Origin of the sequence: Winogradskyella sp. SM1960, assembly GCF_020179375.1 — a bacterium.
Taxonomy (GTDB): Bacteria; Bacteroidota; Bacteroidia; order Flavobacteriales; family Flavobacteriaceae; genus Winogradskyella; species Winogradskyella marina.
Genome location: NZ_JAICBG010000002.1, coordinates 1 through 23,889, shown reverse-complemented (window position 1 = coordinate 23,889; position 23,889 = coordinate 1). Strand labels below are relative to the sequence as shown.

Annotated in this window: 14 protein-coding genes and 1 tRNA gene; 8 read left to right on the top strand and 7 right to left on the bottom strand. The window is 35.1% G+C overall.

What is annotated here, in order from left to right; genetic code table 11:
• Nucleotides 1-26: 26 nt before the first annotated feature.
• Complete coding sequence (locus K1X16_RS06100) at nt 27-2,462, bottom strand: T9SS type B sorting domain-containing protein (protein WP_225035433.1); 2,436 nt, start codon at nt 2,460-2,462, stop codon at nt 27-29.
• A 15-nt stretch (nt 2,463-2,477) separates the two neighbouring features.
• A complete protein-coding gene (gene der / locus K1X16_RS06095) occupies nt 2,478-3,782 on the bottom strand; it encodes a ribosome biogenesis GTPase Der (protein WP_195872630.1) in 1,305 nt (434 codons plus the stop codon).
• A 362-nt stretch (nt 3,783-4,144) separates the two neighbouring features.
• Here der and K1X16_RS06090 point away from each other — a divergent pair, with 362 nt between their 5' ends.
• The 5 genes from K1X16_RS06090 to K1X16_RS06070 all read left to right on the top strand — a co-directional run bounded on the left by K1X16_RS06090 (nt 4,145) and on the right by K1X16_RS06070 (nt 15,262).
• On the top strand, nt 4,145-6,328 hold the full coding sequence (locus tag K1X16_RS06090; RefSeq protein WP_225035432.1) for a LysM peptidoglycan-binding domain-containing protein: 2,184 nt from the start codon (nt 4,145-4,147) through the stop codon (nt 6,326-6,328).
• Between the two features lie 357 nt (nt 6,329-6,685).
• A complete protein-coding gene (locus K1X16_RS06085) occupies nt 6,686-11,887 on the top strand; it encodes a gliding motility-associated C-terminal domain-containing protein (protein ID WP_225035431.1) in 5,202 nt (1,733 codons plus the stop codon).
• 15 nt (nt 11,888-11,902) lie between these two features.
• Nucleotides 11,903-12,841 (top strand): type IX secretion system membrane protein PorP/SprF, encoded by a 939-nt coding sequence (locus K1X16_RS06080; RefSeq protein ID WP_195872633.1) that lies wholly within the window; start codon nt 11,903-11,905, stop codon nt 12,839-12,841.
• 10 nt (nt 12,842-12,851) lie between these two features.
• Complete coding sequence (locus tag K1X16_RS06075) at nt 12,852-14,735, top strand: OmpA family protein (protein ID WP_225035430.1); 1,884 nt, start codon at nt 12,852-12,854, stop codon at nt 14,733-14,735.
• 26 nt (nt 14,736-14,761) lie between these two features.
• Nucleotides 14,762-15,262 carry a GTP-binding protein gene (locus K1X16_RS06070; RefSeq protein WP_225035429.1) on the top strand — a complete coding sequence of 167 codons (501 nt, stop codon included), beginning with the start codon at nt 14,762-14,764 and terminating at the stop codon, nt 15,260-15,262.
• Here K1X16_RS06070 and era read toward each other — a convergent pair.
• Nucleotides 15,253-16,134, bottom strand: coding sequence for a GTPase Era (era, locus tag K1X16_RS06065; protein WP_195872636.1), 882 nt, complete (start codon nt 16,132-16,134; stop codon nt 15,253-15,255). The two genes, K1X16_RS06070 and era, sit on opposite strands and share 10 nt — an antisense overlap.
• Before the next feature lie 426 nt (nt 16,135-16,560).
• On the opposite strand from era, the gene K1X16_RS06055 reads away from it, so the two are divergent.
• Nucleotides 16,561-18,228 carry a formate--tetrahydrofolate ligase gene (locus K1X16_RS06055; RefSeq protein ID WP_225035427.1) on the top strand — a complete coding sequence of 556 codons (1,668 nt, stop codon included), beginning with the start codon at nt 16,561-16,563 and terminating at the stop codon, nt 18,226-18,228.
• A 298-nt stretch (nt 18,229-18,526) separates the two neighbouring features.
• Here the strand turns inward: K1X16_RS06055 and rpsT are convergent, their stop codons facing one another.
• The 3 genes from rpsT to proS all read right to left on the bottom strand — a co-directional run bounded on the left by rpsT (nt 18,527) and on the right by proS (nt 20,462).
• Nucleotides 18,527-18,778 carry a 30S ribosomal protein S20 gene (rpsT, locus tag K1X16_RS06050; RefSeq protein WP_195872638.1) on the bottom strand — a complete coding sequence of 84 codons (252 nt, stop codon included), beginning with the start codon at nt 18,776-18,778 and terminating at the stop codon, nt 18,527-18,529.
• Nucleotides 18,779-18,802: 24 nt separating this feature from the next.
• Nucleotides 18,803-18,874: transfer RNA gene (locus K1X16_RS06045), tRNA-Glu, on the bottom strand.
• Between the two features lie 109 nt (nt 18,875-18,983).
• Complete coding sequence (gene proS / locus K1X16_RS06040; protein WP_195872639.1) at nt 18,984-20,462, bottom strand: proline--tRNA ligase; 1,479 nt, start codon at nt 20,460-20,462, stop codon at nt 18,984-18,986.
• A gap of 101 nt (nt 20,463-20,563) precedes the next feature.
• Here proS and K1X16_RS06035 point away from each other — a divergent pair, with 101 nt between their 5' ends.
• Nucleotides 20,564-21,574 carry a hypothetical protein gene (locus K1X16_RS06035; protein ID WP_225035426.1) on the top strand — a complete coding sequence of 337 codons (1,011 nt, stop codon included), beginning with the start codon at nt 20,564-20,566 and terminating at the stop codon, nt 21,572-21,574.
• Between the two features lie 32 nt (nt 21,575-21,606).
• A complete protein-coding gene (locus tag K1X16_RS06030) occupies nt 21,607-23,124 on the top strand; it encodes an OmpP1/FadL family transporter (protein WP_225035425.1) in 1,518 nt (505 codons plus the stop codon).
• A gap of 72 nt (nt 23,125-23,196) precedes the next feature.
• Here K1X16_RS06030 and K1X16_RS06025 read toward each other — a convergent pair.
• On the bottom strand, nt 23,197-23,889 hold a 693-nt coding region (locus tag K1X16_RS06025; RefSeq protein WP_225035424.1), incomplete at its 5' end, for a T9SS type B sorting domain-containing protein.

The following is a 23,889-nucleotide window of genomic DNA, read 5'->3' as shown; positions in this document are numbered from 1 at the left end:
TGAAAACTCTTAAAATATTTATAAAATTAGCGTTTAAGCGTAAAATGGCCATTAAATGCTCTACCATCTATGAACTCAGCAGCAAACCAATAATCGTCAGTTGGCAATAATTTTCCGTTGTGTGTTCCATCCCAATACTGGTTCGTAGAATTTATAATCCCAACAAGTTTTCCGTAGCGATTAAATATCTCGATACGAACAGTACCCGACAAATCTGAGTTAAAACCCGTAATTTGCCATGTATCATTTACAGTATCTCCATTAGGTGTGAAGAATTTTGGAAAACCTAAGACAGAAATATCACGCGACACAATACCGCAATCTGCTTTAATATCTTTTACATATACAGTATGAATGCCTGCAGGTACATTTTCAAAAGTACTTGACGTTTGATAAATTCCGTCTTCATCGTCTAATGTATAAACATAATCTCCTTCTCCCGATACAAGAACAGAAATAGAATTGTTTTCCGACAAATCGCTAACATCAATAGTTTCAAAAGTTGCTGTTTCTGATGGTAATACTGTAATAGTTCTACTATTAGTACAACCATAAGGTTTTGTTACGTCTACGGTATATGTTCCTGGTTGGTTAACTTCAATAGTCATTGTTGTTTCTCCTGTAGACCAATTGTAGTAAAAGTTATTTGGGGCTTCATTTATAATTCCGCCATCTAACGTTATGGTCTCCGGAAAACTATTCAAACAATAATACAAAACATCTTCGGTAACTATGTTAGGCAACGGTTCTACATTTAAAGTAACCTCAGCGATACTATAACAACTTCCATTTTGTTCTAGTCGTGCAAAAATGGTTTGATTATAAGGTTCCGTATTCGTAAAATTAGAACTCAATTGATTGTCTTGAAGCAAGGCATCACTATGTGTTTCATAATACCCAATAACAATCACATCTGATTCCAATGAATTTAAAATTTGACTTTCGGCAAGTGCTAAATCAAAGCTAACCAAACCTGTCTCGTTAACATTATCACACTCTGCTAACACCGTATAATTTGAAATATTTTCGTTTACTGATAATAAGATTTCTGCCATTGCACTACAGCTAGTTGCTGTATTGATGACTTCCGCATAAACGACTTGATTATTGGTAATATTGGTATAATTATCACTTATTGGAACAGACAAATCTATTGTTTCAAAAAAATTGACATCTATATCGTTCAAACTTCCATTCACAATAACATCGTCATACGCATTTAGATTAAAATTAGAAATACCATCCATTACTTCATCTTCACATTGGCTGATGGTGATATCATTTACACTAGGTATCGTATTTATAGTTACTGTAAAAGGAAACCGTTCCGTATTCGTCGGACAACCTTGAACAACTGGTAGCAACCAATATGTTGTGGTCGTATTAATAGTTACATCGTAATCTAGTCCTACATGAATTGGTGTTGTAGACGTTGGTGTTTCAAACCACCACACATCTGAAGTTGAAACTTCTGCCGTTATGGTAAAAGGATCTGTTCCACATACTGCGATAGCATTATTTAAAATTCTTGGCATTAAAATCGTGCTACTGGCTGAAAGGTTTATTTCAGGTTCATTTGGCATTCCTCCATATTCAACGATATAACCTTGAGGATGGTAAGGACTGTTAATATCAGTGGCTCCTGTATTCGCCAAATCATTCCATGCACCAACATTCCCAATAGATGAATCTGTTATATGCGCATAATCTTCATTACCTACATTATTAGGTTCGTTATTATTCCAAAAAGAAAATTCATCATTTGGAGGACCTCCATTAACGCCACCTTCCCAAAACACCATTCCAGCCTCTGGACCTGTAACCCATTTCCAAATGCCTTCAGTTTCGGCATCTGAACCTCCAATCCATCCAGTACCTGCGCTTTGCTCACCGGCTAATTGTGATTCCTCTTCAGATGTTAATGTTGCTAAATATCCTTGTAAACCAAAATAGGTTTGACTTTCGGCTGCATCTCTCGCTTCTGTCCAAGTTATGCCTGGATCGGACACATAAAAATAATAATGTCCTGTACTTGGCAAATAATTTGCATCACCTAAATTGATTGAAAACTGTCTATCTTGAGTAAAGTTGGTTTGAGTTGTTTTAAAAACCACATTTTCTATAGCATTATCAAACTCAGCAAAAGTTGCTGGACCAGACAAGGTTAAAAGTCCTTCTGCTGCATTCCAACTTGAGGTAACATTAGGATTTACACCAATTAATTCTAAAGTGTCTTGTCCGTTTTGATAACCTTCAGAAATTTGCACAAAAACTTCTGAAAGTGATGTATCACCGGGATTGGGATCTGTAATAGCTACAAATGTTACAATTGGCATTTGTGATTCAGGGCAATATACTTGCTCACCTGTAACACTTATTTCTGGAGGGAAATTCTGGGACAACCCATAGAAATGACATAACCAAAGGCATGAGATAAAAATAGCGTACTTAATTCTATTCATATAAAATTAAAACTACTATTTTTTTCTCATATAAACACTTATTGGAACACCATTAAAATCGAATTCATCGCGTAGCTTATTTTCTAAAAAACGTTTATAAGGATCTTTAACATACTGTGGTAAATTACAGAAAAATGCAAATTGAGGTTGCGGAGTTGGCAACTGCATAATGTACTTTATTTTCACAAATTTACCCTTATTTGCAGGTGGTGGATATTGCTCAATAATTGGTAATAATGTTTCGTTGAGCACACTTGTTTTAATTCGTTTCGTTCTATTCTGATAGACCTCAACAGCTGTTTCAATAGCTTTAAAAATACGTTGCTTATTTAAAACTGAAATAAAAACAATTGGTACGTCTGTGAATGGAGCAATTTCTCGTCTAATATGCTGTTCAAATTCTTTAGCTGTTTTAGTGTCTTTATCAACTAAATCCCATTTATTAACTAGAATTACAATTCCTTTTCTGTTTCGTTCGGCTAGCCAGAATATATTCTGAACCTGTCCATCAAACCCACGAGTTGCGTCTAAAACCACTAAACACACATCGCAATGCTCAATTGCTCTTACACTACGCATAACAGAATAAAACTCTAAATCGTCCTTAACTTTGGTTTTACGTCGAATACCAGCCGTATCTACTAAATTAAACTCGAAACCAAAACGGTTATATTTTGTATCAATAGAATCGCGTGTTGTACCTGCCACATCAGTTACGATATATCGATCTTCACCAATTAAAGCATTAATAAACGAAGATTTCCCTGCATTAGGTCTTCCGACCACAGCAAATCGAGGCAACTCATCTTCTTCTACGTCTTCTTTTTCTGGCAAAGCTTCAACAACAGCATCTAATAAATCGCCTGTTCCACTTCCGTTTATACTTGCAATTGCAAAATAATCGCCTAAACCAAGTGAGTAAAACTCAACAGCATCTTCTAAACGTTTATTATTATCCACCTTATTAACGACTAAAAAGACAGGCTTTGTTACTTTTCTTAACAATTGAGCAACGTCTTCATCCATTCCTGTAACTCCATCTTCAACATCTACCATAAAAATTATAGCATCTGCTTCGTCAATAGCTAATTCTACTTGTTTATCTATTTCCGCTTCAAAAACGTCATCACTACCAACAACATAACCACCTGTGTCAATTAAAGAAAACTCTCTTCCATTCCAGTCTGTTTTGCCATAATGACGATCTCTTGTAACACCACTAACAGCATCAACAATAGCTTCTCGTCTTTTAATTAAACGATTAAAAAATGTCGATTTCCCTACATTAGGACGACCTACTACAGCTACAATATTGCTCATTGTTTTTTTATTTAAGGCTACAAAGATACTATATCCTTGCGTGTTATAGCGAACTATTATAGACTTTTCACCTTATAAGTCAAAATCAGTTTATCCCTAAATAACAATAACAAAAATCAACATAGCATATTGTTAACATCCTGTTGATAACAAGTAAAAAAATAGCGTATGTAGCGTTAATTTTTAGTATTTTTAATGCGTGTATCAAATAGGATTTTATTTACATTTTTTGCGCGTTTTTAATTAAGTTTTTTTTTGAGAATAGCCCCCTTTCTTATGGACTTATATTATTTTTAAAACCTCAAAAGAAGCCTATATAACTACTTAATTTACAATTTTTTACAATTAAATTTCAAAAGGGAATGGGGAAATATTTTACGCTAATCTTAGTTTTGGTTTTATGCTCTAAACTTAGTGTAGCTCAACAAAGCTATACCGAACATACCATTCAAAAAGGGGAAAGCGTTTATAAAATTTCTAGACAGTATGAAGTCCATGTAAACGCCATTTTTGAACTTAATCCAGGTTCTAGAGATGTCATTTATGCTGGCAATGTCTTACGTATTCCAAATTCAAGCAATACAACTGCGACGTCTAGCAATACTGTAATTACCGAAAACAAAATAAGTAATTATATTGTAAAACGTGGTGAAACAAAAATTGGTTTATCTCGACGCTTTGGTGTTAGTATTACAATGTTAGAGCAACAAAACCCACATATTGTGAGTATGCTTCAAGCAGATCATGTGATAAACGTGGACAAAAGTATTGAAGAAATCAAACCAGTCGCCAAAGAGGGTGAGCACTACGTTGTAAAAGGTGAAACGCTATGGGGAATTGCTAGAGAAAATGGTATTAGCGTCGCTCAATTAGAAGCTGCAAATTCAGATAGATTATCCGAGTTTTTACAAATTGGACAAACGTTAATTATTCCAGATAAAGTTTCTATAGACACCTCTTCTGATGAATACATTGTACAACGCGGAGACACTAAGTTTAGTTTAGCTAAGCGTTTTAACATGAGTATTACAGAACTTGAATCAAAAAATCCACACACTGTTCCAATGCTTATGGCTGGCCATAGGTTAAAAATAAATGATAGTGAGATAGGTTTTGACCCTGAAGCCCCCTCTGATGCAATTGAGGTGACTGAGATGACTGAGGTAACAGACGTTACGGAAACAAAACCCGATTCTTCATTAAGCACAACCAATTATAAGAATTATGTCATAGAACCAAAAGAGACGCTTTTTAGTTTATCACAAAAAGCAGGTATGACTATTGAAGAACTCACAAACTTAAACCCAAAACTATTAACTGCTGTTATTGCTGGTGATATAATTAAAATGCCAATTGGTGTTTCTGGCACTACTGTTAACACATCTCCTTCAGCTGGCACTAACGACACTGCGGATACAGTTGCAACAGCAGATTCTAACAATGAGGATTCAACAACAAAAATCTACTCGAATAAAAATGAAGTCCTGTTCGCCAATTTAGATACAGAAACTTCAAATGGCATTTATTTTTACACCCCTTTTTCTAGACAAGAATTAAGTTCGCCAGAAGAACGGCAAAAAATGATTAGCATCAATTCCGAGTTTCAAAAGTATATCGATTTTTTCCAAGGGTCTCAAGTTGCTATTGATTCTGCAAAAGCGCTTAACTTAAATTTTGATGTTACGTTAATAAAGAAAAACATAGCAAAATCGAACATCACGATTGAAAGTCCACACAACAAAAACGCTATTTTAGTACCTTTTTCGGATACGAGTTCAACCTTTCCAAGTATTGATTCTAATGCACCAATATCTATTATCGACATTGAGTCTAACATTGAATCAAGTGATAGTATTACTGTTTATAAATCTATTCCTTCTGAAACGACTCAAATCACTAAAACCTTAAATTATTTAGCTCAAAAAAACTCAAATGTTATTGTAATTAGTGATCTTGATGAAGCTAGACACAAGGATTTAATTTCGAATGCATTACCCGAAGCAAAATTCTTAAAAGTTGATAATGCAGGCTTTTTCAAATCTGATGCCTTAGAAAAAGTGCTGAACAAAAACAGACTAAACCACATTGTTTTTGACAGTGACAAAACGATTGTACTTCTTAATACAACTACGGCTTTAATGGGTAAATTATCAAATCATAATATTCAATTGGTAATGTTAGAGTCGTCGTTATTACCAAAACAAAGTGAAGTTTCAGATATGAGATACCGAATTTTACAACTTATCTTTCCTTCCACATCAAATCCACAAAACAAAATAGATATTACAGATTTTGAAAACAAATACGAAGATCTATATAGTGCTAAACCAACACGACATGCCATTTTAGGTTTCAATGTCACTTTTGATATTTTATTAAGAATTTCTCAAGATTCATCACCTGACAATTTATTAAACACAACACGTTCAGAACAACCACACCTCAAATTCGATTATCAAAAAACAACCGACAAAACCTTTTTAAATACCGGAATATATTTGATGCAATACAATTCTAATGAAGGTATGACAGAACTGCAACAATAAGTTTAAACAACGTATTTACATTAATAATGAATTAAAAAGAACTAAAATTAGTTACAATTTCAAAAATTTAATTATACGAATTGAGAGCTATATATGTATGAGTTAATAGATTAAAAAGCAAACTACCGAATAATTATAGGGTTCTAAAAATTGCAAAACACCCATATATAGTACATTTGCTCCAATAAAAAAACTACAAAACTGTATGTTTTAATTTTGCTATCTATAGGCTATTTACATATATTTGTTTTCCCTCTATCTCTCAATCAAGCAAGTAAATAATTATAAAAAACGAACTTGCTGTTCTTAAATACATGGCGTTGATTTCAACAAAAGCAATTATATTAAATTTTTTTAATGAAAGCCAAACAGTACAGTTTTAAAGGAGATCCTATACGATTAGCATTTCTACTTATTACAGTTTATTGTGGATTTACTGCAGTTAACGCACAATGTCCAACAGTTACCAACAGTACACAGTATCTATGTGATACGGAATCTGTTCTCGTTGGCGATTTAGAAGCCATCGATAATGGAGGTGGTATTGTATGGTATGATTCTCCAACCTCAACGGTTCCATTATCAAATTCAGACAGTTTAATTAGTGGTGAAGATTATTATGCCGATGATAGTTCTGGAGCTTGTGGCACTAGAGCTAGAGTAGACATTACAATTTCTGGACCACCAGAAGGCGAAAATTTTCAAGGAGTTTGTTTAGATGACCCTTCGCTTGCAACAGTAAGCGATTTAGAGGCCATTGGAAACGATGTTCAATGGTATTTATCATCTTCTGGTGGCACACCATTAAATGAGGATGATGTCTTAATGGATAACACCATTTATTACGCAGATCAAGCAAGTTTAGATGGAAGCTGTAGAACATCGAGACTATCGGTTTTAGTACTTGTTGGAGCTACACCAATTCCAACAGGAGATATGATTCAAAGTTTCTGTGTCACGCCAGAATTCACTCCAACCATAGGCGATTTAGAAGCAAGTGGAAACAATAATTGGTATATCTCCTTATTTTCAGCATTAGAGTTACCTCCTTCCACACCTTTAATAGATGGACAAACGTATTATGCTACAACTACAGATCCCCCTTGTGAAAGCACAGGACGACTTTCTGTTTTAGTTGTTTTAGATATAGCACCAAATGCTGGTGAAGATAGCACCTTAGATTTATGTGATAATACGAGTACAACAGTCGATTTATTTTCAGAACTTGAAGGTACACCTGATACTGGAGGAACCTGGACTCCTGCATTAAATAGTGGAACAGGAATTTTTGATCCTAATAGTGATGCAGAAGGAATTTACACCTATACCGTAAGTTCTAATAATAGCTGTCCAGATGATTCTGCAACGGTTACAGTAACCTATTTTCCGGCACCCAATCCTGGTACCGATGCTAGTTTAGACTTATGTAGTAATAGCGACACTGTAGATTTATTTCTAAGCTTAGGTGGCACACCCGAAACTGGAGGTGTTTGGTCGCCATCACTTGCAAGTGGTACAGGTGAATTTAATCCTAGCGTAGATGCAGAAGGTATTTATACATATACCGTTAGTGGCACGCCTCCTTGTTTAGATACTACAGCAACAGTAACTGTATCTGTCGCACCGTTTAATGATGCTGGTGAAGATGGCAGTATTGATCTTTGCGATAATAACACAACTATAGATTTATTTGATAGTTTAGGCGGAACACCTGATATTGGAGGTGTTTGGTCCCCAGCATTAAATAGTGGAACTGGAGTTTTTGATCCTACCATAGATAGTCCTGGTGCATACACGTATTCGTTTTCAGGAAACACTCCATGTCCTGACGAATCTGCAACGGTTACGGTAATTGTAAATCCGTTGCCAAATGCTGGTTCAAATGGTGTCGTAGAAATTTGCGATAATGATTCAACGGCAATAGATTTATTCAATAGTCTTGGAGGCACACCCGAAACTGGTGGAACCTGGTCGCCAGCCCTAACAAGTGGTACAGGAGTTTTTGACCCTGTAGTTGATACCCCTGGAATATACACCTATACACTTACTGGTACTGCACCTTGTCCTGATGCTTCAGCAAATGTAAATGTTATTATCATACCTGAACCCGATGCTGGTTTAGATGCGACAGTTAATATCTGTAGTAATAATGGAACATTAGACTTATTTAATTATCTTGGAGGCACTCCCGAAACTGGAGGAACCTGGTCGCCAGCCCTAGCAAGTGGCACAGGAATTTATGACCCTTTAATAGATACAAGTAACACATATACATACACAGTTACAGGCACAACTCCATGTGCAGATGCAACCGCCACAATTTCAATAAATGTAACTCCTTTTTTAGACGCAGGAATAGATGGGTCTGTTACAGTTTGTACAGATGATGGCTCTGTAGATCTTTTTGATAGCCTTGGTGGTTCACCTCAGGCTGGTGGAACTTGGTCACCAACATTAACTAGTGGAACAGGAGTTTTTGATCCACTTGTAGATTCTGGTGGCACGTATACATACACCACATCAGGAACTGATCCTTGTTCAGATGATTCAGCTATTGTTGAAGTAACCGTAGAGCAATCACCTGATGCAGGTAATGATAACACAATACTTCTATGTAGTCTTTTAAATACTGTTGATTTATTTGAAAGCTTAAATGGAACACCTCAACCAGGAGGAACTTGGTCACCTTCACTCTCAAGCGGAACAGCGATTTTTGATCCTAATAGTGATGCTGATGGCGTTTATACCTATACCATAAACTCAATATGCGGTGATGTTTCGGCAAGTGTATCAGTTACTACTATTGATGCTAATACTGCTGGTTTTAATGGTAGTGTTGAAATTTGTAGTACCGACACAACCCTTATAAACTTATTTGATAGTCTAGGCGGAATGCCAGACACTGGTGGTACTTGGTCACCAGCTCTTGCTAGTGGAACTGGAATTTTTGACCCAACATTAGATGCCGCGAACACTTATACCTATACTGTTCTAAATAGTGAAACCCTTTGTCCTGACGATTCGGCTTCTGTGATTGTTACAATTTTACCTGAACCAAATGCAGGAAATGATGGTACACTCAATTTATGTGACTCAACAAATACAGTAGATTTATTCAACAGTTTAGCCGGAACCTCAGAAGCTGGTGGTACGTGGTCACCTGCGCTAAATAGTGGATCTGGAGTTTTAGACCCGAATATAGATTCTGAAGGGCTGTATACATATACCGTAAGCAATTCGTGTGGTACTAGTTCTGCAACAGTTGATGTTTCTTTTTCTGATTCAAATGATGCAGGTTCAGATGGTTCAATTGAGCTTTGTAGTTCGGATACAACCGTTGATTTATTTAATAGTTTAGGAGGAACTCCTGATGTTGGTGGATCGTGGTCTCCAACACTAACCAGTGGAACTGGTCTTTTTGATCCTAGTAGTGATGCTTCTGGCTCATATACCTATACAGTTTCTAGCACTGACGCTGCTTGTCCTGATGCAACGGCAACCGTTATAGTCTCAGTTTTACAAACACCAAATGCAGGAAGTGATGGTACACTCAATTTATGTGACTCAACAAATACAGTAGATTTATTTAACAGTTTAGCCGGAACTCCAGAATCTGGAGGTACCTGGTCACCTGCGCTAAATAGTGGATCTGGAGTTTTAGACCCTGATATAGATTCTGAAGGGCTGTATACATATACCGTAAGTAATTCGTGTGGCACTAGTTCTGCAACAGTTGATGTTTCTTTTTCTGATTCAAATGACGCAGGTACTGATGGCTCAATTGAGCTTTGTAGTTCGGATACAACCGTTGATTTATTTAATAGTTTAGGAGGAACTCCTGATGTTGGTGGATCGTGGTCTCCAACACTAACCAGTGGAACTGGTCTTTTTGATCCTAGTAGTGATGCTTCTGGCTCATATACCTATACAGTTTCTAGCACTGACGCTGCTTGTCCTGATGCAACGGCAACCGTTATAGTCTCAGTTTTACAAACACCAAATGCAGGAAGTGATGGTACACTCAATTTATGTGACTCAACAAATACAGTAGATTTATTTAACAGTTTAGCCGGAACTCCAGAAGCTGGTGGTACCTGGTCACCTGCACTAAATAGTGGATCTGGAATTTTAGACCCTAATATAGATCCTGAAGGCAACTATACATACACCGTAAGTAATTTGTGTGGCACTAGCTCGGCAACAGTTGATGTTTCTTTTTCAGACACGAACGATGCAGGCTCTGATGGTACAATTGAGTTTTGTAGTTCGGATACATCCGTCGATTTATTTAATAGTTTAGGTGGTACTCCTGATGTTGGTGGTACTTGGTCACCTGCACTAACCAGTGGTACAGGGCTATTTGATCCAAGCATAGATGCTGCTGGCTCATATACGTATACGGTTTCTAGTACTGGCACTGCTTGTCCGGAGGCAACAGCTACTGTTACCGTTACAATATTAGCAGAACCAAATGCTGGAATCGACGATACGCTTAACTTATGTATAGACCAAACAGACCCAGTAGATCTTTTTGATAGTTTAGGTGGTACTCCAGACGTCGGTGGTACCTGGTCACCTGCACTAACCAGTGGTACAGGAGTTTTTGATCCAACTATAGATACCGCTGGTATTTACACGTATTCTGTAACTTCAGCAGAGTGTGGTATCACTAATTCTGCTAGTGTAACTGTTACTATTATTGACCTTCCTGATATTACAGGTCTAACAATGTCAATAGATAATAATCTTTTATGTGCTGGTTATCAGGATGCCATTATAGATATCACAGGCGCCAACCAACTACCCGACGGAGACTACTCTATTGTATACGCACTCACAGAAGCTAATAACTCAGTAAATACAATAGCCATTTCAATTACAGGAGGAAATGCAACTTTTACAATTCCTCAGGAATTATTACCAAATTCAGGTTTAACTATTGTAACACTTACACAATTATTTGTTTTAGGACAAAATTGTAGTGCAATTACAGACACTATAGAGCCAATTAAAATATTAGTTGAAGAACTTCCTACACCAGAGATTATTGATAATGGTTCTGAATTTTGTTTGGGAGACAATCCTACAATAACAGACTTAACTAACAACATAATTGATGACGGTATAGTTATTTGGTATGATGCACCTACGGACGGCATTCCTTATGATGATACGGAAGCATTACAAGATGGCACTATTTATTATGGAGCCCTTACTTCAGAATTTGGTTGCGAAAGTAATATTCGATTAGAACTCACAGTAAGCTTAATTTCTTGTATTGGAGAACTTATAATACCTGATGGTTTTTCACCAAATGACGATGGAATTAATGACGTTTTCGATATTTTATGGTTAGATGAGTTATACCCTAATTTTAAGTTAAGTGTTTTTAATAGATACGGTAATATTCTATATGAAGGAGATATTAATTCACCTAAATGGAATGGAACCTCTAAAAATAATGACACTGAACTTCCGGCTGGAGTCTATTTTTACATATTAGAATTTAATGATGGTGAACGTGAACCACAACAAGGACGAGTCTATCTGAATAGATAATTATGACATATTAAAATGAAAAGTAAATTAATAACATATAGCATTGCGATTATAATTCTATTTTTAGGGTTCTCATCATATGCGCAACAAGATCCGCAATACACGCAATATATGTATAATATGAGTGTTATAAATCCTGCTTACGCTACAGATGATGAGACTACTATGAGCGTTGGTTTACTTTATCGTTCACAATGGGCACAATCGGTAGGAGCTCCTGTAACCGGTTCTTTCTTTGCACATTCTAAAATCACAGATCGTTTAGAAGGAGGTATTTCTTTTGTTCATGATGAAATTGGTGATGTCGTCAAACAATCTGGCGCATTTGCAGATATTGCATATGTCCTTCCTGTTGGCAAGACTTCAAAATTATCTTTTGGAATTAAAGCTGGAGCCACTTTTTACAGTACCAATTTTGATGGTTTTGTGTATTCAGATCCACTCCCAGATCCAGCCTTTGCAGAAAACATTAATAGAACCTTCCCTAATGTTGGAGCTGGTCTATACTATTTTTCAGAAACATATTATTTAGGTTTATCAGCACCTAATTTATTACAGTCAAAACACCTACAAGAAGACAGTGGCATTGTTTCTGAAGCAGCAGAAAACATTCATATGTTTTTCACTGGTGGTTATGTATTTAACCTTGGTGACAATTTTAAATTTAAACCTGCCTTCATGGCGAAATATGTTAATAATGCACCGCTTTCTATAGATGCAACAGCCAACGTTTTAATGTATGACAAAGTGGAGTTTGGATTGGGATATCGTTATGATGATTCGGTTACTGGTATGATTAATTTTTCTATGACGTCAGCAGTTCGCATTGGCTATGCTTACGACCATACAATCTCTAATTTAGGACGATTTAATTCTGGTTCGCACGAATTATTTTTATTGTTTAACATCGGAAGACTCGGAAAAGGTTACGATAAATCCCCTAGATTTTTCTAATTGAAAACACATGAAAACGTTTAAACTATATATACTATTAACGGCTTTAACAACAGGAGTGCTGTGTTTCTCTCAGTCCGTAAGCAAAGCGAATAATCTTTATGAAAACAGAGCTTATGTTGAAGCTGCAGAGATTTTTTCTAGCCTTCCCAAAACAGTCGATAATTTAGAAAAATTAGGAGATTGTTACTACTTTAATTCTGAATTTGAAAAAGCTTACAAAGCCTACAAGCAAGTGTATGATTTAAAAATTAATACCGATTTAACCGAGGATTTCTATTTCAAATATTTTCAAGTTTTAAAAGGCATCAAAAATTATGAAAAAGCTGATGAAGTTTCTACGCGTCACTTGAAGGATACCATAAACACACCAGAATTAAAAGCTTTGCTAAAACGTATTGTACCGTATAAATACGAATTAAATAATCTTACAAAAGACGTTGGAGGTTCTAGTTTTGGAGTTGGTCTTCGTGATGATAAAATTGTTTTTGCATCTACTAAAAACATAGAAAACCCGAATTATAAATGGAATGGCAAACCGTATTTAGATTTATACGAAGGTGTTGTATCTAAAGGAGATGACATCACTTTAGATAGCATTCAACCGCTAAGCGATGAAATTAATTCTGTAAAACAACATGAAAGTAACGCCATCTTTACAAAAGATGGTGAGACCATGTACTTTTCTAGAAACCTAAAAAAACGAATCGATTTAGATTCAACAAAAATCGCTGTAGTTAGTATTTTTAAAGCAGAGCTTATTGACGGTGAATGGACCAATATTGAACCCGTTTCATTTGCTAGTGAAACCTATTCTACAATGCATCCGGCATTAAACGATGATGAAACTCGCTTATATTTTTCTAGTGATATGCCTAATACTTTAGGATCATTTGATATCTTTTATGTCGATGTTTTCGCAGATAACTCATTTGGAACACCGATTAATTTAGGTGAAAACATCAATACCATTCGTAGAGAACAGTTCCCTTTTATTGCCAAGGATAGTACATTGTACTTTTCATCAAACGGAAAACATGGCTTTGGAGGTTTAGATCTTTTTGCTAGTCGTGCAAAAAACAATGAATTCTTAGAAGCGCTCAATTTAGGAGAAACTATAAATAGTGAAAAAGATGATTTTGCTTTTGTGGTTGTAGATTCCATAAACACAGGGTATGTGTCGTCTAACCGCTCTGGTTTAGATAATATCTACACGTTTAAACGCATCGAAAACGAAAGAACTTATTTTATTGAAGGATTAGTTACCGATAAAGTAACTGGCGAAATTTTACCTAATACAACCGTAACTTTATTTGATAAAGATGGCAATGTGGTTGCAGAACAACGCGTTGGAGAAGATGGAAGATATAAACTTCCAACACAACCAAGTCAAAATTACTCTGTTGAAGGTTTTCAGCCTAAATATATTCCTCAGGTTGAATTTTTTGATACTAATGACAAAGGTAATATTGAATTTAATATTGAGTTAGAAATTGAGTCTTACAAAGATGCAGAAGAAATTGTTACTGATGATGATGAAGGAAATACTTTTATAGAATTAGAAAACATATATTTCGATTTTGCCAAATGGGATATAAAACCACAGGCAGCAAGAACCTTAGATGTATTGGTAGCCTTACTTACAAAATATCCAAGAATGGAAATTCAGTTAGGAGCACATACAGACTCTAGAGCGAGTTATGAATTTAATATGGATCTTTCTGAAAAAAGAGCACGTGCAACTTTAGAGTATCTTGTAGAAAATGGCATATCGAGAGCACGATTAACCTCAAAAGGTTATGGCGAATCGAAACCAATAGTTCCTTGTGGTGATAATTGTACTGAAACGGAACATTCTATTAACAGACGTTGTGAGTTTTTAATATTAAAATAAACACCTGTCACCTACTCCATTATAAGATGTCTCTCTCAAATGAAATAGTATTACGACCGCGCTTTAAATTTGAAGTGGCAACTGATAACGAAACGTTACTCAAGGCCTTTGAAGCATCAAAATTAAGTCAGAAAGATTTTATCGTTTCTAGAATTGATGATCATATTTTTATAAAAATTCCTAAAAAAGATCAGCATTTTTGGTCGCCTCAATTACATTTAGAAATTAACGAAGACGGTAGTAATAAAGCCATAGTTCATGGTTTATTTGGCCCCAACCCAACCGTATGGACTATGTTTATGTTTTTACATTTTATAGTTGCCGCTTTGTTTTTTGGCTTTGGTGTTTGGGCCTATACCAATGCATCATTAGGTAACTCATATGCCATTCAAATATTTCTTACCCTTCTAATGGTGGTACTATGGTTTGCATTGTATGTTTCAGGACGGTTAGGCCGCTATAAAGGCAAGCCTGAAATGCATAAATTACATGATTTTATGAATGATATTATTAAGAGTTATCGTTGATTGTAACCAAACCGTTTTAACTGGTTCTGATTGCTTCTCCAGTTTTTATTCACTTTTACGTACAGTTCTAAATGCACTTGTTTACCAAAGAATTTTTCTAAATCTTTTCTAGCTTCAACACCAACACGTTTTAGTGCAGATCCTTTATGGCCAATAATAATTCCTTTTTGAGTTTCACGCTCTACCATAATTACTGAACGCATTCTTATTATGTCCTCTTCTTCAAAAAACTCTTCTGTATCAACTTCTACAGCATACGGAATTTCCTTTTTGTAATGCATTAAGATTTTTTCTCTAATAGCTTCGTTTACAAAAAAGCGTTCTGGTTTATCTGTTAATTGATCTTTTGGATAGAATGCTGGTGACTCTGGTAATAATTCTATAATTCTATCAAATACATTTTGAACATTAAATCCTTCAGTTGCAGAAATAGGAAAAAATTCAGCATTTGGCACTTTACTTTGCCATAGCTCTGATTGCTCCTCTAATTGTTCTTGGTTAGAGGTATCAATTTTGTTTAGCAATAACAAAACAGGAATCTTTGAGTTGGTGATTTTTTTAAAAAAAGCGTCGTCTTTTAATTCTTTCTCACCAATTTCAACCATATAAATTAGTACATCTGCATCTTCAAAAGCCGATTTTACAAAATCCATCATAGACTCTTGTAGTTGATACGCTGGTTTTATAATTCCTGGTGTATCACTTAGTATCACCTGAAAATCTTCACCATTCACAATACCTAAGATACGATGTCTGGTAGTTTGTGCCTTCGATGTGATTATGGATAGCTTTTCACCAATAAAAGCATTCATCAACGTGGATTTTCCAACATTGGGATTACCTATAATATTTACAAAACCTGCTTTGTGCATCTTTAAAAATTTACTGCAAAGTTACAACCTTTAACGCATTAAGTAATAAAAGAGTTGAAATACAATTTTATACATGATAAAAATCACCATTTAAGCCTTATAATTCGTCTAAATTTGAGAAGTAATAATTTATATTTTCTATTATGACAGATCTTCAAATTGCAAAAAAGGTAACACTAAAACCGATTACAGCCATCGCAGAAAAATTTGGAATTAACCCTAATCTTTTAGAAATGTATGGAAAAAAATTACCTATAATATTTACAAAACCTGCTTTGTGCATCTTTAAAAATTTACTGCAAAGTTACAACCTTTAACGCATTAAGTAATAAAAGAGTTGAAATACAATTTTATACATGATAAAAATCACCATTTAAGCCTTATAATTCGTCTAAATTTGAGAAGTAATAATTTATATTTTCTATTATGACAGATCTTCAAATTGCAAAAAAGGTAACACTAAAACCGATTACAGCCATCGCAGAAAAATTTGGAATTAACCCTAATCTTTTAGAAATGTATGGAAAAAATAAAGCTAAAATTCCTCTGTCTTGTATCGATAAATCTAAAGCCGATAAAAGCAATCTTATTTTAGTATCTGCAATTTCACCTACTCCAGCTGGTGAAGGAAAAACAACAATATCTATCGGATTGTCTGAAGCACTGAATAAACTAAACAAAAAAACAACCGTAGTTCTTAGAGAGCCCTCTTTAGGCCCTGTCTTTGGAATAAAAGGTGGAGCAACAGGAGGTGGTTTTGCACAAGTTTTACCATTAGAAGATATTAATTTGCATTTTACAGGTGATTTTTCAGCCATAGAAAAAGCGAATAATTTATTGGCTGCTATAATTGACAATAATATTCAGAGTAAAACAAACTCCTTAGGTATAGACCCAAGAACGGTGACATGGAAACGTGTCTTTGATGTGAATGATAGAGCTTTAAGAAAAATTGTTATTGGTCTAGGAGGTACGACTTCAGGTATTCCTAGAGAGACTGGTTTTGATATAACAGCAGCTTCAGAAATTATGGCAATTCTTTGTATTGCTACGGATTTAAACGATTTAAAAGAGCGTCTTGGAAATATATTTATAGGTTATACATTTACAAATAAGCCTATTTATGCTAAAGATTTAAAAGTTGCAGGTGCAATGGCTGCCCTATTGCAACATGCTATCAAACCTAATTTGGTGCAAACTATGGAAGGAAATCCTGCAATTATTCATGGAGGTCCTTTTGCGAATATAGCTCAAGGTACCAACTCGGTAATAGGAACATTAATGGGAATGACATTTTCAGAATACACAATTACAGAAGCTGGTTTTGGCTGTGATTTAGGCGCTGAAAAATTCTTAGACATTAAATGCCAAAGTGCAGATCTCTCACCAAAAGCTGTGGTATTAACAACAACTATCAGAGCTTTAAAATATCATGGTGGCGCAGATTTAAAATCACTAAAAATCGAAGATTTAGAAGCCCTAGAACAAGGACTTCCCAATTTAGAAAAACACATAGAAAACATAGAGCAGTTTGGTTTAACTCCTGTAATTGCCATCAATAAATTTGAATCGGATAGCCTAGAGGAAATTCAACTCATAAAAGATTTTTCTAGAAGTAAAAATATTAGAGTTGCCGTTGCTGATGTTTGGGCTAAAGGCGGAGAAGGTGCTATTGAACTTGCACAACAAATCATAGAAGTTGTAAATGATAATACCGCACAATTTAAACCGCTTTATAATTGGGAAAACAGTGTAGAGTTTAAGATCGAAACTATAGCTCAAAAAATTTATGGAGCAGATTATGTAGAGTATACTTCTAATGCTAAACGACAACTTAAACGCATTAAAAATCTTGGTTTAGATAAATTAGCCATCTGTGTCGCAAAAACCGAAAAATCATTATCAGACAACCCTAAACTTTTAGGTCGTCCTAAGGACTTTACTATTACAGTTAGAGAAATTGAAATCGCATCTGGTGCAGGCTTTTTAATCCCAATTACTGGAGATATAATGCGAATGCCTGGCTTACCTGCGCATCCTGCTTCTGAAGGTATAGACATCAGTCACGATGGTGAAATTACAGGTTTGTTTTAAAACGTATTAGATAATTAATTATGACAATTTTAGATGTCTTCGACCAGGTATAACCCCCTTATTGTATAGCGTCTAAAATATTCAGCCCTTTACTTTTCCTGTTTTTTGGTATGTGTACTAATTAAAACAACGCCTAAATTAGTTTATTGGCTTATTAAGATTTACTTTAATTGCAATCTTAGTAGTTGCAATAAAAAGACAACGCTTAACAACAAAGCCATAATACTTAAATCATAGCCATAAAAAAAGTCTTTCCAATCGGAAAGACTTTAAATATCTTAATAGAAACTACAATTATTTAAATTGCAGCAACATGTTTAGTTAACTGAGATTTTAAGTTACCAGCTTTGTTAGCATGAATTACATTATTCTTTGCTAATTTATCTAACATACTAATAACAGAAGGTAACATTGCTTGCGCTTCTTTAGCATCTGTAAGCTCACGTAATTTTTTTATAGCATTACGTGTTGTCTTATGCTGATACTTGTTAAGTACGCGTTTACTTTCGTTTCTTCTAATTCTTTTTAAAGCTGACTTATGATTTGCCATTATATTATTTCTTATTAAAAATTGTAGCCCGTAGGGGAATCGAACCCCTCTTACATGGATGAAAACCATGCGTCCTAGCCGATAGACGAACGGGCCATTTTTGGTATTTATTATTTAAATGAACCTACAACGTTTCCATTGCGGATGCAAAAATACAACTATTTTTAAATTGTGCAACACCTTATTAAATTTTTTTCAAAAAAAATTAATAAGCCTTTGCAAAAAGCACACGTTGTTTCGATGCATTCCCGCTATAAACACACTTACCTTCTTCCTTGTAATCAACTAAAGGAATGCATCTTATGGTCGCTTTTGTTAACTCTTTAATCTTTTGCTCTGTCTCAGCAGTACCATCCCAATGCGCTGAAATAAATCCTGTTTTTGTTTCTAAAACTTTTTTGAATGTTTCAAAATCGTCAACTTCAGTGGTATGTTCATCTCTAAAGTTTAAAGCTCTAGTAAATAATTCTTCTTGTATAGTACCTAAAAGATCTTTAATGGTTGAGGCTAAACCTTCAATTTTCACAATCTCTTTGGTTAAAGTATCACGTCTTGCTAACTCAACCGTATTATTTTCTAAGTCTTTAGGGCCGATTGCTATTCGTAATGGCACACCTTGCAATTCATGCTGAGCAAATTTTGCACCTGGCCTATGTGTTGTTCGTTTATCAAATTTGCAACTTACACCAAGAGCTTTTAGTTCCTTAATTATATTTTCTGCTTTCTCAGAAACCGCTTCTAGTTGTTCATCGGTCTTAAATATAGGAACAATAACAACTTGAGATGGTGCTAAGTTTGGAGGCAACACTAAACCTTTATCATCACTATGCGTCATAATCAAAGCTCCAACCAATCTTGTAGAGACTCCCCAAGAAGATGCCCAAACATGGTCTAATTTACCTTCATTATTGGTGAATTTAACATCAAAAGCTTTTGCAAAATTCTGACCTAAGAAATGTGATGTCCCTGCTTGCAATGCTTTTCCATCTTGCATTAAAGCTTCAATACAATAGGTCTCAATGGCGCCAGCAAAACGTTCGCTTTCTGTTTTTACTCCTTTAATAACAGGAATTGCCATAAAGTTTTGAGCAAATTCAGCATAAACATCATTCATCTGTACTGTTTCCGCCAGTGCTTCATCCTTTGTAGCATGTGCTGTATGCCCTTCTTGCCATAAAAATTCGGCAGTACGTAAAAATAATCGTGTTCGCATTTCCCAGCGTACAACATTTGCCCATTGGTTTATTAAGATTGGTAAATCTCTATAACTTTGTATCCAACCTTTATAAGTATTCCATATAATAGCTTCACTAGTTGGTCTTACAACTAACTCTTCTTCTAATTTAGCTTCGGGATCTACTCTAAGTTTTCCTTCATTGTCTGGATCATTCTGCAATCTATAATGTGTTACAACAGCACATTCTTTAGCAAAACCTTCAGCATTCTTCTCCTCTGCTTCAAACAAACTTTTAGGAACAAACAAAGGGAAATACGCATTCTCATGACCTGTTTCTTTAAACATTCTGTCCAATTCTGCTTGCATTTTTTCCCATATAGCATAGCCATACGGTTTAATAACCATACAACCTCTAACAGCAGAGTTTTCTGCTAAATCGGCCTTAACAACCAGTTCATTATACCATTTTGAATAATCTTCGGTTCTACTAGTAAGATTTTTACCCATTTTCCGTGTTTTGGCACAAATATTGTGCTTATGTTAAATGTATTAAATAATACAGCAAAACTAACTATTTTTGCTATGTTCAACAATAAAATAAAAGAGATATGCAATTTAAAACTAATTTAACTCAGAAATTGCCATTTTTTGTTGCACTCGGTGTACTAACCGTGTTAACTTCTTGTGGTTCGTTTCAGTATGCAGGATACGACAATGACGGGATTTATGCTACTGAAGATTACGAAAACAATACAGAAGAAACAGTAGTTACTACTTCAGTTAATGATTCGCAGTATTACAAAAACTATTTCGCTGAAAACTCAGCTGAAGTCGATGCTATACAAGAAGAATCTGAAATTTTCACAGATATCGACACGTATGAAGGAAATTATACCGAACAAGTAGTTGACACCCTAGAACAACAACCTGTTTATGGTGGTTGGGGACAAATCAGTAATACGGTTACCATTAATTATATAGATAATGGCTGGTATGGTTATAATAGTCCATGGATGTGGAATTCAGGATTTGGCTACGGTTACAGACATTGGGGTTATAACTTTGGTCCTTATGGCGGTTACTACGGTGGCTATTATGGGTATAGACATTACGCACCATGGAGATATGGCTACGGATACTATAATTACGGTTTGAACAACAGGTATTACAGAAATAATAGATATGCTTACAATACTACAAGAAGAGGATCTTTATTATACAACAACAATTTAAATCGTAGAAGTAATGCTGCCTTATCTAGAAGTAATGCTGCCTTATCTAGAAATAATTATTCAACACGAAGATTATCTAACGCTGTTCAGTCTAATAGTAGAGTAAGATCAAATAGAAGGACAACGACAACAAGTCCAACGCGTACCATTAGAAACTCTTCTTCTTCAACAAGAAGATCTAGACCTGCGACTACGAGGAGGTCTTCTAATAGAAGTACAACTAGATCAGCTACCTCTACTAGAAGTACAAGATCTTCAGCAACGGTTCGTTCAAGATCTAGCAGCACTAGATCATCTGGAAGTACTGTAAGATCATCTGCAAGTTCTAGGTCTAGTAGTGGTAGTAGAAGTTCTTCTAGCAGTAGTAGACGAGGTGGTAGAAGATAAAATAAACTTTAATAAATCTTAAAAAATTATATATGAAAAAGGTACTTATGCTTTGCATAGGCTTGGTAAGCACGTCTTATATTTTAGCACAAGACGTAACAGATGCACTAAGATATTCTATGGATGACATACAGGGAACTGCTCGTTTCAGAGCTATGAGTGGTGCTTTTGGAGCTTTGGGTGGCGACATGTCTAGTGTTAATATTAATCCCGCAGGTTCAGCTATTTTTAACAATAGCCACGCTTCAATATCGTTAGGTCTATTCAACACTAACAATGATGTAACCTATTTTAATAAAGCTAACTCCTCTTCCAATTCCAGCTTTGATTTAAATCAACTCGGAGCCGCATTTATTTTTAAAAACACGAACACAAGTTCGGGTTGGAATAAATTCTCATTAAGTTTTGCTTATGATAGTTCTGCTGCTTTTAATAACGATTGGATAGCTAGTGGTGTAAATGCGAATAACACTATCGGATCTTACTTTGTTGAATATGCAAATGGATTACCACTAGACAATATTTCTGCCCTTCCTGGTGAATCAATATCTCAGGCGTATTCTGAAATTGGGTCGATATATGGCTTTCAGAATCAACAGGCATTTTTAGGTTATGAAGGATATATCATAAATCCTGATGAAAACGATAGTAACGACAATTATATCTCTAATATAAATGGAGGTAACTACAATCAACGTTACGCGTATGCTAGTAGAGGCTACAATGGAAAACTAGCTTTTAATATTGCTACAAGTTATAATGATAAGCTTTATTTTGGATTGAATCTGAATTCACATTTTATAGATTATGAACGCACCACATTCTTTAATGAATCTAACTCAAATGCAAGCTCTACAGTGAGTCAAGTAGATTTCGAAAACAATTTACTTACAACAGGAAGCGGATTCTCATTCCAATTAGGAGGAATTGCAAAAGTAACAGAAGAGCTAAGAGTGGGTTTATCTTACAGCTCTCCAACATGGTATAGAATTTCAGACGAAACATCACAATATCTAGCATCATCGCGATTAGAAGATGGATCTAATGTTAATCAGGTTGTAAACCCAAATGTAATTAATGTTTATGAAGAATATAAATTACAAACACCAGGTAAAGTAACTGGAAGTTTAGCGTATGTTTTTGGTAGGACAGGTTTATTGAGTTTTGACTATGCTGTAAAAGATTATAGCAGTTCAAAATTTAAACCGACAACAGATGCTCTTTTCTCTAATTTGAATACTAGTATAAGTAATGATTTAGATACTGCCGTATCTTATCGATTAGGTGGCGAATACCGTTATAAACAAGTTAGTTTTAGAGGTGGTTACCGCTTTGAAGAAAGTCCTTATAAAAATGATAGTTTTTATGGTGACCTTAACGGATACTCATTAGGAATAGGTTATAATTTTGGGAATCTTAATTTAGATTTTGCATTTAGTCAATCTGAACGCGATTATAATCATCAGTTATATTCTGTCGGTTTAACAGATGCTGCTCAAATTGAATCTAAGTTTACTGATTTTATCTTAACACTAGGGTTTAATCTGTAATTGAAAATAAAAGCATATAAAAAAAGCCTGAGTATTTAAATACTCAGGCTTTTTTATGCTTAAAATTATAATTTATCGTTTCAAAGCAAAATGGGCTTTAAACTCTTTACGTTCACCATTGCTCGGTTCGTCGTATTCTACTGTAAACCAATAGTCGCTCGTTGGCATCGCTTTACCATTATAAGTTCCATTCCATCCGTCTCCATCTGGACTTATTTGCTTTAACAACTTTCCGTATCGGTCAAATATATAAATTTTTGCATTACTTCCAACACCTTCAATGTTCCAAGTTTCATTATTTCCATCTCCATTTGGTGTAAAATATAATGGATAATCGATTATAAATTTTGATACAGTAACTAATCCACAGCCATTCTTGTCTCTTGCTGTGATCTCATGTTCTCCTGAAGATAGGTTGGTAAAGGTCCCTTCGTCTTGCCATGGCCCTCCATCTAAACTGTATTCATACACTCCAATTCCGGTTGCTACAGCTTCTATTGTATGATTATCCGCAAAGGCTTGTGTTACTAGTTCTACGCTTACACTTGGTGGTTCGCTTTCTATAACGTCTGTTGTATCTATATGAGTACAATTGGTCACTGTGGATGTATTCAGGTCTGTGACAAATACACTATAACTTCCTTCTTGACTTGGCATTAGACTTGGCGCTGTGGCTCCTGGTATGATAGTGTTATTATAACTCCACTCAAAACTATAATCCGCTGCAGATAAGCCTGTGTCTATCACTAATGGGTCTAATATCTC